The following is an 11,996-nucleotide window of genomic DNA, read 5'->3' on the forward strand; positions in this document are numbered from 1 at the left end:
CCGTCAGGCCATCGTCCCCATCAGCAACTTGGGCAAGTCGCCGCTTTCGCCGCGCGCTTCTGCCATGAACCGGTCCTTGAGTGGCGGCAGGCGGTCGACCGCCGAGATGCCGAACCGCCGCACCGCACTCGCGGCCTTGCCGGGCACACCGAACAGCCGCGTCAGCGTATCGGTGGCGGCGGCGACCATGAAGGTGTCGAGACTCCGCCACCGCTCATAACGCTTGAGCAATTGCGCATCGCCGGCCTCCAGCCCGAGCCGCCGCCCCTCGACCAATACCTCGACCAACGCGGCGACATCACGATAGCCGAGGTTCACCCCCTGCCCCGCGATCGGATGGATACCGTGCGCCGCATCGCCGACCAGCACCAGCCGCGTATCGGTCAGCCGTGCCGCGTGATGGAAGCCGAGCGGATAGCTGGCGCGCGGCGAAGCATGCGACAGCGCGCCGAGGAACCCGCCCATCCGCTTCTCGGCCTCAGCCAGAAAACCACGGTCGCCGAGCTTGAGCATCCCCGCAGCATGATCCCCCGCCACCGTCCACACGATCGCCGAGCGGTGCCCGATCTCGTCATCGGGCAAGGGCAGCAATGCGAACGGCCCGGCCGAATAGAAGATTTCGTAGGCGACATTTTCATGGCTACGCTCGTGATGGAACGCGCCGATGATCGCGGCATGATCGTACTGCCAGCGCGCGACGTTGATCCCGGCGGCTTCGCGGGTCGGCGATTGCCGCCCCTCGGCTGCGACGAGCAGGTCGGCGGTGACGGTCGCTCCCGTCGACAAGGTCGCGCGAACACCGTTCGCGTCGCGGTCGATCTGCGTCGCGCGGGTCTGCATTCGAAGATCGACGTGCTCGGCCGCTAGGGCCGCATCGTAGAGCGAGCGGCGCAACAGGCGGTTCTCGTACATCGTACCCAATGCGGCGTCGTCGAGCGCAGGAATGAAATCGAGCTTGCCCGCCGCCAGCCCATCGCTCACGCGGATCTGCCGTATTTCGCACCCCTTCCCCCGCAGCGCGTCCCCGACTCCGATCGCATCCAGCATCTTGTGGCTCGCGCTCGCCACCGCGGAGGCGCGACCGTCGAACCCGGCGGTCAGCGTCACCGCCGGATCGGCAGGATCGACGACGATCGACGACAGGCCGTGGCGATCGAGCGCGACCGCAAGCGCGCTGCCGACCAGCCCGCCGCCGAGGATGAGCACATCTGCCCTGGCATCTGCTTTGTCCATGATCCTGCCCTATCGTCACCCGCGCGCGATGCCAACGTCCGCCGCCATCTTGACGTACAACGCGCGGAGGCGGAGAATATGGCGGTATTTTCTGACATCGTTGGGGGTTCGGGATGGCAAGCCGTGTCGACGCGCCGTTGTGGCGCGAGACGGTCAAGGCCGGGGCGTTGCGCAGCGGGGCGCTGATCGTCGCCACCGCGTTGTTCGTATTGACGGTGGCGATGGTGGTGGCGCTCGTCACCTATCGGCCGGGCGACGCCTCGCTCAACACCGCCGCCGCGGGTGTGACCGGCAACCTGCTCGGTAGCCCTGGCGCGTGGTTCGCCGATCTCGCGCTCACCATCTTCGGCCCGGCGGTGGCGCTGCTGCTGCCGGTCGCGCCGATCGTCGCGCTGCGGCTGTGGCGCGCGCAGCCGGCGGGCAACGGCTGGCGGATGCTCCGCAACACTGCGATTGGCGTTGCGCTGATGGCGGTGACGCTGACCTGCGTCGCGCCGGGCGCGGTGCCGGCGCTGCCGTTCGGCTGGGGCGGTGCGGTCGGCTCGGGTGTGGTCGGTGCGATCCGCTCGGGGATCGCGCTGATCGGCAATCCGCAGGTGACGTGGTGGAGCGTGCTTGCGCTCGGGCTCGTCACCGGGATCGCGGGCGCGATCCTGTGGGGACGCAGCCTCGAGATCGATCTGGCGCGGTTCACGCCCTCCCCGCGGCTGCTCCGTCGGCGTGCGCGCGATGGCGCGGAGGAGACCGACGATGACGTCTTCGACGATGCGCAGGACGATGAGGACGTCCCCTTTGCGCTTGCACGCAGCCCCGCGCCGCGCGCGGTGGCGCAACCGGACAACCGCCCTGCCCCGGTCATCAGCGATCGTACCACCTCACCGTCGCTCGCCCCGCCGAAGCCGCAACAGCGGCTCGACCTGCGCGATACCTTCGTCCTCCCCTCCCTCGACCTGCTCACCCCCGCACCGGCGAATCAGAGCAGCCCAGTCGACAAGGCGGGGCTGGAGCGCAACGCCCGGTTGCTCGAAACCGTGCTCGACGACTTCAAGGTACAGGGCGCGATCACCGAAGTACGCCCCGGCCCCGTCGTGACGATGTACGAGCTGGAGCCGGCGCCCGGCACCAAGGCGAACCGCGTCATCGCGCTCGCCGACGATATCGCGCGCAACATGTCAGCGATCTCGGCGCGCGTTGCGACCATCCCCGGCCGCTCGGTGATCGGCATCGAGCTGCCCAACACCAAGCGGGAAATGGTGTCGCTTCACGAACTCGTCGCCAGCCAAGCGTTCGAGGATCAGAACGCGCAGCTGCCCGTCATCCTCGGCAAAAATATCGCCGGCGATCCCGTCATCGCCGATCTCGCACCGATGCCGCACTTGCTGGTTGCGGGCACCACCGGGTCGGGCAAGTCGGTCGGCCTCAACGGCATGATCCTGTCGCTGCTGTACCGGCTGACCCCCGACCAGTGCCGAATGATCATGATCGATCCGAAGATGCTCGAACTGAGCATGTACGACGACATTCCGCACCTGCTTTCCCCGGTCGTCACCGATCCCGCCAAGGCGGTGCGCGCGCTCAAATGGGCGGTCGAGACGATGGAGGATCGCTACCGCCAGATGTCGTCGGTCGGCGTGCGCAGCCTTGCCAGCTTCAACGACAAGGTCCGCGCGGCGCGCGCCAAGGGCACCCCGCTCGGCCGCCGCGTCCAGACCGGTTATGGCGAGAACGGTCAGCCGATCTATGAGGAGGAGCAGCTCGACTACGACGTGCTGCCGCAGATCGTCGTGATCGTCGACGAGCTGGCCGACCTGATGATGACCGCCGGCAAGGAGGTCGAATTCCTGATCCAGCGGCTCGCCCAAAAGGCGCGTGCGGCGGGCATCCACCTCATCATGGCGACGCAGCGCCCGTCGGTCGACGTCATCACCGGCGTCATCAAGGCGAACCTGCCGACCCGCATCAGCTTCCACGTCACCAGCAAGATCGACTCGCGCACGATCCTCGGCGAACAGGGCGCGGAGCAACTGCTCGGGCGCGGCGACATGCTCTACATGCCCGGCGGCAAGGGCATCGTCCGCGTCCACGGCCCGTTTGTCAGCGATGACGAGGTGCGCGCAGTCACCGACCATTGGCGCGCGCAGGGTCAGCCTGATTACATCGAGTCGGTGACCGAAGAGCCGGCCGAGAGCTTCGCACTGGAAGGCGCACCGACCGGCGAGGATTCGGCGGAGGATCAGCAATATCGCGCCGCGGTCGCGATCGTCTGCGGCAGCCAGAAGGCATCGACCTCGTGGCTCCAGCGGCAATTGCGGATCGGCTACAATTCCGCGGCGCGGCTCATCGAGCGGATGGAGAAGGAAGGCGTCGTCAGCCGCCCCGACCACGTCGGCCGTCGCGAGGTGCTCCGCGATACCGACGGCAATCCGGCCTGACGAACACAGCCGCCTGATCCGGGACGCTTTGCCGGATCAGGCCGCGGGGGCGTAAGATCGATCCGTCATCGCGACCCGGCCCTTGAGCCGGGGTCGCAATGACGGTCGACCTCATGCCATCGCGCTTTATCCGAGATGCTCGGCGAAGAACGCCGCGGTCCGCTCGTCCGCCAGCGTCGCCGCGGCATCCGAGCGCCGCTTGCCGAACTCGGTGGCGAATCCGTGGTCCTCGCCGGGATAATCGTACAGCGTCACCTTCGGATGATCGTCGAGCCCGGCATGCATTGCCGCCTGCGTGTTCTTGTCGACGAAGCCATCGTCCCCGGCGATGTGGAGCAGCAGCGGCTTGGCGATCGCGTGCTTCTCCCCCAGCAGGCCGTCGATGCCGACCGCATAATAGCCGACACTGGCATCCACGTCGGTCCGCGCCGCGGTCATGTACGCCAGCCGCCCGCCAAGGCAGTAACCGACCGCACCGACCTTTTCGACGCCCTCGCCGCGAGCGAACCGGATCGTCGCCTCGATATCGCGGATGCCCTGGTCCTGATCGAACGCGCCCATCAACGACAGCGCCCGCTGCATCTCGGGTTCGATGTCGGGATCGAGCGCGATGCCGGGCTCGATCCGCCAGAACAGGTCGGGCGCCATCGCGAGATAGCCCGCCTCGGCCAGCGTGTCGCACTTGCGGCGGATGCCGGCGTTAATGCCGAAAATCTCCTGGATCACCACGATCGCCGCCTTCGGCGTCCCCGCCGGTGCCGCGCGATAGGCAGGCATCGCGGCATCATCGAGGGTCGGAATCAAAATCGTATCGGTCATCTGCTGCGTCTCCGTGGCAACTCGCTTCCATAAACCACGGCCGCCCGCAAAGTGCCACGGCAGCGCCGTTGCGGTGCGCCACGGTTCGCGGGCATAGATCACGCGTCGCCAGCGCGTTCGGCGGCGCGATCGAGGAGCGCAGCCATGAAGGTCACGATTGAGGTTGATTGTACGCCCGAGGAGGCGCGCCGGATGATGGGCCTGCCCGACCTGACGCCGCTGCACGATCATTTCCTGACCCGGATGCGCGAAACGATGGACGGTCAGGCGGCCTCCCCCGAACTGATCAACGCAATGTTCCGCAGCTGGGCACCGGTCGGCGACGCGGGGATGGACTTCTGGCGACAGCTTTTTTCGAGCGGCAGCAAGCCGGCGGCATGACCGACACGATCTTCGCCCTCTCCAGCGGCCGCCCACCTGCCGCCATCGCCGTCGTGCGGGTGAGCGGCCCGCAGGCCGGGGCGGCGGGTCAGGCGATCGTTGGAGGCGCTCTTCCCCCGCCCCGCATGGCGGCGCTGCGGCGATTGCGCGATGCGGAAGGTGAAACGCTCGATCAGGCATTGATCCTGTTCTTTCCCGGTCCGGCGACAGCGACCGGCGAAGATCTGCTCGAACTCCATCTCCACGGCGGGCGGGCGGTCGTGGCCGCGATCGAGCAGGAACTGGCCCGACAACCCGGCCTTCGGCTCGCAGAGCCCGGCGAATTTACCCGCCGCGCGCTGCTGAAGGGGCGGCTCGATCTGGCGCAAGCCGAGGGGCTGGCGGATCTGCTGGAAGCCGAAACGGACATGCAGCGTCGGGCGGCGCTGGCGATGGCCGAGGGGGGATTGAGCCGGTTGGTCACCGACTGGCTCGACCGGCTGAGTATGGCGGCGGCGCGGGTCGAGGCCGAACTCGACTTCGGCGACGAGGATGAGGTCGAACGCGCGGCAGCACTCGACCTCCCTGCCCTCGTCGCGCCGGTTCATGCCGAGATGATCGAGATGCTTGCGCGTCCTCCGGTCGAGCGGCTGCGCGACGGCATCGTCGTCGTCCTTGCCGGGCCGCGGAATGCCGGCAAGTCGTCGCTGTTCAACGCGCTGCTCGGTCGCGATGCGGCGATCGTCACCGACATTGCCGGCACGACCCGCGACGTTCTGGAAGCATCCGTCGTTCGCGCCGGCATCCCCTTCCGGCTGGTCGACACTGCGGGGCTGGTCGAGGAAACGGCCGACCCCGTCGAGGCGATTGGCGTTGCGCGTGCACGATCGTTGCTCGATATGGCAGACGTGCTGCTTTGGCTGGGTGAGCCTGCCGACGCTCCCCATGGCGCACTGCGGATCGGCTCCAGGATGGACGAGCGCCAGCACGAGCCATCAGCCTTCGATCACCTCCTCTCCATCCACGACACGCGCGCGATCGATGCTTTGTGGGCGGCGCTTTCCGAACGGGCGAAGACGGCGTTAGGCGACGGAACGACGATCGTGCCGCACGAGCGTCATCGCGCGCTTATCACCAGTGCAGCCCACGAATTGGAGTTGATCGACGGTACTGACCTGCTGATCGACGCCGAACACCTTCGTCTTGTGAATGTCGCGCTTGCAGCGATATTGGGGCGTGACGCCACCGAGGCGATGCTGGACGCGCTGTTCGGGCGTTTCTGCTTAGGAAAATGAGTGTTCCACGTGAAACAATATGATGTCGTCGTGGTCGGTGGAGGGCACGCCGGCACCGAGGCGGCGGCTGCTGCTGCTCGCAGAGGTGCTGGGGTTGCCTTCGTGACTCAATCGCTCGCGCACATTGGCACGATGTCCTGCAATCCATCGATCGGCGGATTGGGCAAGGGGCATCTGGTTCGCGAGGTCGACGCGCTTGACGGCATAATGGCCCGCGCCGCCGATGATGCCGGCATCCATTATCGGATGCTCAACCGCTCGAAAGGGCTTGCAGTGCAGGGGCCCCGCTTACAGGCTGACCGCCGCTGCTACCGGGCGTCGGTGCAGCGTCAACTCGCGGCGTACAACAATATCGATCTGGTCGAGGGGGAAGCAGTCGATCTTCGCTTGGAGGGCAAACGTGTAACGGGGATCGTTTTACAGGACGGCAGCACCGTTGGCGCCAGCGCGGTGGTACTCGCCACCGGCACGTTTCTGGGCGGCAAGATCTTCCGCGGTCTTGATCGCGAAGCTGGCGGTCGTATTGACGAGCGCCCCTCCAATTTGCTCGGCGAGCGGCTACGTGAGTTGAAACTTCCGATGGGCCGGTTGAAGACCGGCACACCCCCACGGCTTGATGGCCGTACGATCGACTGGGGGCGCCTCGACCCACAGCCGTCTGACGATGAGGCTTGGCGCATGTCGCCGATGACGCGCCACGATCGCCTTCCACAATTGGCCTGCGCAATCACGAGGACCTCGGCCAAAACGCACGACATCATTCGCGCCGGCCTCGACACATCCCCGCTCTATGCCGGCGCGATCGAAGGGGGCGGTCCGCGCTATTGCCCCTCGATCGAAGATAAGGTCCATCGCTTCGGCGATCGCGACGGCCATCAAATCTTCCTCGAACCAGAGGGCCTCGATGATCACCTAGTGTACCCAAACGGCATCTCGACGTCATTGTCCGCCGAGGTGCAGGATCAGATGGTCCGCTCCGTCGCCGGTTTGGAGTCGGCGCGCATTGCCCAGTATGGCTACGCCGTCGAGTATGACTACATCGATCCACGTGCGCTCGATCACCGCTTGGAGATGTCCGAACTGTCCGGGCTTTTGTGTGCTGGCCAGCTTAACGGCACCACTGGGTACGAGGAAGCGGCGGCGCAAGGCGTGATCGCCGGCGCCAATGCCGCCGCGATCGCGCTCGATCTGCCTCCGGTCATCGTTGATCGGGCGCGGGGTTACATGGGTGTGATGATCGACGATCTGGTGCTTCAGGGCGTAAGTGAGCCCTATCGTATGCTCACGGCCCGCGCCGAATATCGTCTCGCCCTCCGCGCCGATAACGCCGAAGCGCGGCTATCATCCTGGGCTGACGATCTAGGCCTCCTCACCCCCGCTCGCTGGGCGCATCTGGAGGCCCGCACCAACATGCGAACATCGGCGACCAACGGCGTCCGCGACAGGATCGATGACGACATCTTACGTGAGGTAGAGGAAGACCGCCGCTACGCTCCCTACCTGCAGCGTCAAAGCGACGAGATCGAGCGAATGCGACTGGACGGCAACATCGCCATCTTGTCCGATCGCATCACGCTGGCCGGCGTACCTGGCCTCTCCACAGAGATGATCGAGCGGCTCGAGCGCGCTTCGCCGAAGACGTTGGACGAGGCATCGCGGGTGCGCGGTGTCACCCCCGCCGCGGTTGCGGCACTGTGGCTACATTCGAGGCGCAAAGCATGACCGAGGAAGAGGCACGCGCTTGGTGCGACGCACGGTTCGGAGGTGCGGCGAGCGAGCGACTGGATGCATTCCGCGTGATGGTGCTGAAAGAGAACGACCGCCAGAATCTGATCTCGCCCGCATCAAAGGATGCAATCTGGAGCCGGCATATTGTCGATTCAGCGCAGTTGGTGGATTATTGTCACGAAGATGCGCGCACGTGGTTCGACATTGGATCAGGTCCCGGCTTTCCCGGCATGATCGTTGCGCTCGTTACCGATCTGGCGGTGACGCTCATCGAACCTCGAGGACGTCGGATCGACTTCCTGCATGCTGTAACAGACACGCTCGGCGTCGCAAACGTGACGATCGCCAAAGCCAAGGCAGAAGCGGTGACTGGACGAGCGGATGTCATCAGCGCACGGGCGGTCGCCAGCATTCCAAATCTGGTCACCATGACGAGCCACTTGCGTCACGCGAACACGCGAATGATCCTTCCTCGCGGGCAGAATGGTGGTAGTGAGGTTGCCGCGCTGCCAGCCAAATGGCGCGCGATGTTTCACGTGGAACAAAGCGTCACTGATCCCACCTCGGCGATCGTGATCGCCGATGGAGTGAAAGCCTGATGTTCTGCATCGCAGTAGCCAACCAAAAGGGCGGCGTTGGCAAGACCACTAGCGCGATCAATCTTGCAACCGCGCTGGCCGCATCAGGTCATCGCGTTCTGCTCGTCGACCTCGATCCGCAAGGCAACGCGTCGACCGGTCTCGGCATCAGCCAGGCGCAACGACAGCGATCGAGCTATGACGTGCTGATCGACAGCGATGGCGTTGCCGAAGCGGCAGTGGCAACCGACATCCCGCTGCTCGATGTCCTTCCCGCCACCGTCGACCTTTCCGGCGCCGAGATCGAGCTAGTCGAGTTCGAACAACGGACGCACCGGCTGCGGCGCGCCTTCGAGGTCGCAACCCGCTCATGGGATATTGTCCTGATCGACTGCCCGCCTTCGCTGGGTCTCCTGACGATCAACGCGATGGTCGCAGCCGATGCCTTGTTCGTCCCGCTGCAATGTGAGTTCTTCGCGCTGGAGGGCTTGAGCCAGTTGCTCAACACTGTCGAGCGTATCCGCTCCCGCTTCAACCCGTCGTTGGCAATCCTCGGCGTCGCACTGACGATGTTCGATCGGCGCAATCGCCTTACCGAGCAAGTGTCGAACGATGTCCGCGCGGTGCTCGGCAACGTCGTGTTCGACACGGTCATCCCGCGCAACGTCCGGCTTTCGGAGGCACCGAGCCACGGACTCCCGGCGCTGATCTACGATCACAAGTGTAGTGGTTCGGAAGCCTATATCGCGCTGGCGCGAGAACTGATCCGGCGTTTGCCGCAAATGGAGAATGAAGCAGCGTGAGTGATTTCGCTTCCCGCCGTGCCAAGGGCGGCCTCGGTCGTGGCCTCAACGCGTTGCTTGGTGACGTCGCCCAGGACGAGCGTGAGGCCGGTGAAAAGGGCCCCGCACGCGGTACAGTGCGGATGATCCCAGTGTCGGCGATTGCGCCACATCCCGATCAGCCGCGCCGACACTTCGACGAAGCGGCGCTCGACGAACTTGCCGCGTCGATCGCGCAGCGCGGGGTCATCCAGCCGATCATCGTCCGCCCGCATGGCCATGACTTCCAGATCGTCGCCGGCGAGCGGCGCTGGCGGGCGGCGCAGCGCGCGCGCCTGCACGAAGTTCCGGTGGTCGTCCGCGATTATTCGGACAGCGAGACGCTGCAGATCGCGCTGCTCGAAAACATCCAGCGGCAGGATCTCAACGCGATCGAAGAGGCACGCGCCTATCAGCGGCTGCTCGACGAGTTCGGCCATACGCAGGAAGAGCTGGCGCGTGCAGTGCACAAGTCGCGTAGCCACGTCGCCAATCTACTTCGCCTGCTCGATCTGCCCCCTGAGGTGCAGGCACAGGTCGTCGAGGGCAAACTGGCGATGGGACATGCGCGCGCGCTGGTCGGGGCGGCCGATCCGGCGGCGCTTGCCGAGCAGGTGCTGACACAAGGTCTGTCCGTGCGTCAGACCGAGAAGCTGGCCAGCCAGGACAAGCATGGCGCCCCTACTTCGCGCGGCGGCTCGCCGCGCTCGGCCAACGCGCCAGCTGGCGGCGGCGGAAGCGCCGATATCGAGGCATTGGAACGCCAACTCGCCGATTTGCTAGGGCTTCACGTGACGATCGCCTTCAACGACGACGGCCGCGGCTCGATCACGCTCGATTACAGCTCGCTCGAACAGCTCGACATGGTCTGCCAACGGCTCAGCGGTGAACGGATCTAGATCAACGTTAGCACAGGGGCACCGGAAGAAAGTTGATTCACGCGGAGGCGCGAAGACGTAGAGGTGTACCGTACGGCGTACGCATCACCTCCCATTCACGATCGTGAGAAGATGAGGCGGGTACGGCAAGCACAACATCTCTGCGCCTCTGCGCCTCCGCGTGAACATCCAATTCCCTGCACGGCGCATCAGCCTCCACGTCAATGGGTTCCACAGCGTTCCCGGAGACGCTTGGATCGCTGGCCGAAGGTTATTTCGATGGGATGCACTGCGTGAGAAGCATCACCTCACAAGCCCTACCCGCATCGGTCGCCCACAGGGCGATTGTTCAGCCTGCTCCAGTAACGCTCTAACGTGCCGAGCGCGTTAGACGCAGCAGGAAGGTATCGGCAACCACCCGCCCGGCAGGTCCGGCAGCGATCACCTCGCGCTCGACGCGCCGCGCGGCGTGTTGCGCAGCGGCCAGCATCGGCAGCGTCCAGCGACGGAGCGCCGCGCCCGTGGCCGCCTCTTCGCGCCAGAACACACGGTGGCGCTTCATCACTTGCTCCGCCCCCTCGCCAGCCTCGACCGCGGCGCGCATCTCCGCCAACATGACGAGCCGACGGCCGAGCGCGCGCAGGATCGGGATCGGCGAGGCATCCGGGCCGTTCATCCGGCGCAGACCGTCGATCAACGGCGCAACCTGACCCGCCGTGACCGCCAGCACCACGTCGCCGATCTCCCCCTCCGCAATGTCGGCGCCGATCGCCTCCAGCGCCGCATCATCGGCATCGACCGGGCGATCAGGCGCGGCATCGAGATAGAGCGCGAGCTTCTCGACCTCGCGCATCATCACCGCACGGTCGCCATCGCTGCCACGAATGATCCGCTGCACCGCGGCCGGCGACAGCCGCAACCCGGCACCGCGCGCCAGGTCGGCGACGATCGTCGCCGCGTCGCGCGCCCCCGGCGGGTAGCAGGCGAACGCTAGTGCACGATCCGAGTCGATCGCCGCCTTCACCAGCTTGCCGGTCGCCTTCACGGTCGGCGCCAGCACGATCGCCGGGTTCCCTGCCTGCTCGGCCGATAGCAGCGCCGTCACTGCCTCCAACGCGTCCTCGCCCGCGCCGCTGACCCGCACATAGCGGGCGCCCCCGAACAGCGACAAAGCCGCCGCCTCGTCCGCCAGTCGCGCCGGGTCGCCGCGCAGCGCCGGGCCGTCGAGGTCGACGCGCTCCGCCCCCTCGCCCATGCCCTTCGCCAGCCGCGCGACGAACGCCTGCGCCACCGCTTCGTCTGGTCCGTGAAGCAGGTAGAGCCGGATGTCGGCTGGCGGTCGGTCGAGCGCAGCCGTCAGCCGCGCCTCGGTCGCCTTCATGATTTGGGCGGCTGGGTCCGCCGCGCATAAAGCGCCAGCCGCGCGACGATCTGGTCGGCGATCGTCTCCGACAAGCGCTCCAATGCGGTGCTCTCCGCCGCGATCGTCGCATATTCAGAGCCGACGACATCGATCCCCGCATCCGATCCCGCCGTCGCGTCCAGCACCACCGATCCGCTCGCGGCATCGATCAACTGATATCGCGCGCGCAGCGTCCGCCGCTCGCGCGCGACCGAGTCATCGCTCCGCGCGCCCAGACCGACGATCTTGTCGTCGAGCCGCACGTTGAGCCGATACCGCGCCGCGCCGCTGCCGATCGCCTTCAGCCGCTCGTTCAGCGCACCGCCGACCAGCCACCCGGCCTTGCCGTCGATTGGCATCACCTCGACCTCGCCCAGCGTCGCGGCGATCGGCCCCGCCCCGCCGCCGGTGTAGAGCGGCGTCAGCCCACAGCCGGCGAGCGGCATCGCC

11 protein-coding genes are annotated in these 11,996 nt (G+C 66.3%); 7 read left to right on the top strand and 4 right to left on the bottom strand.

Annotated elements, in window-relative coordinates:
* Positions 1 to 3 precede the first annotated feature (3 nt).
* On the bottom strand, positions 4 to 1,233 hold the full coding sequence (locus SPHPH_RS0114780) for a UbiH/UbiF/VisC/COQ6 family ubiquinone biosynthesis hydroxylase (RefSeq protein ID WP_028967391.1): 1,230 nt from the start codon (positions 1,231 to 1,233) through the stop codon (positions 4 to 6).
* 113 nt (positions 1,234 to 1,346) lie between these two features.
* Between SPHPH_RS0114780 and SPHPH_RS0114785 the strand changes: the two genes are divergently transcribed.
* On the top strand, positions 1,347 to 3,665 hold the full coding sequence (locus SPHPH_RS0114785; RefSeq protein WP_028967392.1) for an FtsK/SpoIIIE family DNA translocase: 2,319 nt from the start codon (positions 1,347 to 1,349) through the stop codon (positions 3,663 to 3,665).
* A gap of 126 nt (positions 3,666 to 3,791) precedes the next feature.
* On the opposite strand, the gene SPHPH_RS0114790 is transcribed toward SPHPH_RS0114785, so the two are convergent.
* The gene (locus SPHPH_RS0114790) at positions 3,792 to 4,484 is read right to left on the bottom strand and encodes a dienelactone hydrolase family protein (protein ID WP_028967393.1); all 693 of its coding nucleotides are present in this window, start codon (positions 4,482 to 4,484) and stop codon (positions 3,792 to 3,794) included.
* A 144-nt stretch (positions 4,485 to 4,628) separates the two neighbouring features.
* On the opposite strand from SPHPH_RS0114790, the gene SPHPH_RS0114795 reads away from it, so the two are divergent.
* The 6 genes from SPHPH_RS0114795 to SPHPH_RS0114820 are packed head-to-tail and all read left to right on the top strand — an operon-like array spanning position 4,629 to position 10,165.
* Positions 4,629 to 4,865 carry a DUF6489 family protein gene (locus SPHPH_RS0114795; protein WP_028967394.1) on the top strand — a complete coding sequence of 79 codons (237 nt, stop codon included), beginning with the start codon at positions 4,629 to 4,631 and terminating at the stop codon, positions 4,863 to 4,865.
* A complete protein-coding gene (gene mnmE / locus SPHPH_RS0114800; RefSeq protein ID WP_028967395.1) occupies positions 4,862 to 6,139 on the top strand; it encodes a tRNA uridine-5-carboxymethylaminomethyl(34) synthesis GTPase MnmE in 1,278 nt (425 codons plus the stop codon). The genes SPHPH_RS0114795 and mnmE overlap by 4 nt, the downstream gene beginning before the upstream one ends.
* Before the next feature lie 9 nt (positions 6,140 to 6,148).
* The gene (mnmG, locus tag SPHPH_RS0114805; RefSeq protein ID WP_037489734.1) at positions 6,149 to 7,861 is read left to right on the top strand and encodes a tRNA uridine-5-carboxymethylaminomethyl(34) synthesis enzyme MnmG; all 1,713 of its coding nucleotides are present in this window, start codon (positions 6,149 to 6,151) and stop codon (positions 7,859 to 7,861) included.
* A complete protein-coding gene (gene rsmG / locus SPHPH_RS0114810; protein WP_028967397.1) occupies positions 7,858 to 8,466 on the top strand; it encodes a 16S rRNA (guanine(527)-N(7))-methyltransferase RsmG in 609 nt (202 codons plus the stop codon). The genes mnmG and rsmG overlap by 4 nt, the downstream gene beginning before the upstream one ends.
* Complete coding sequence (locus tag SPHPH_RS0114815) at positions 8,466 to 9,248, top strand: ParA family protein (RefSeq protein ID WP_028967398.1); 783 nt, start codon at positions 8,466 to 8,468, stop codon at positions 9,246 to 9,248. Before rsmG ends, SPHPH_RS0114815 begins: the two co-directional genes overlap by 1 nt.
* A complete protein-coding gene (locus SPHPH_RS0114820) occupies positions 9,245 to 10,165 on the top strand; it encodes a ParB/RepB/Spo0J family partition protein (RefSeq protein WP_028967399.1) in 921 nt (306 codons plus the stop codon). The genes SPHPH_RS0114815 and SPHPH_RS0114820 overlap by 4 nt, the downstream gene beginning before the upstream one ends.
* A gap of 349 nt (positions 10,166 to 10,514) precedes the next feature.
* Here SPHPH_RS0114820 and holA read toward each other — a convergent pair whose 3' ends face one another.
* Positions 10,515 to 11,525, bottom strand: coding sequence for a DNA polymerase III subunit delta (gene holA, locus SPHPH_RS0114825; RefSeq protein ID WP_028967400.1), 1,011 nt, complete (start codon positions 11,523 to 11,525; stop codon positions 10,515 to 10,517).
* The gene (lptE, locus tag SPHPH_RS0114830; RefSeq protein ID WP_037489737.1) at positions 11,522 to 11,992 is read right to left on the bottom strand and encodes an LPS assembly lipoprotein LptE; all 471 of its coding nucleotides are present in this window, start codon (positions 11,990 to 11,992) and stop codon (positions 11,522 to 11,524) included. The genes holA and lptE overlap by 4 nt, the downstream gene beginning before the upstream one ends.
* Positions 11,993 to 11,996: the final 4 nt, after the last annotated feature.

The organism is Sphingomonas phyllosphaerae FA2 (assembly GCF_000427645.1).
Classification (GTDB): domain Bacteria; phylum Pseudomonadota; class Alphaproteobacteria; order Sphingomonadales; family Sphingomonadaceae; genus Sphingomonas; species Sphingomonas phyllosphaerae.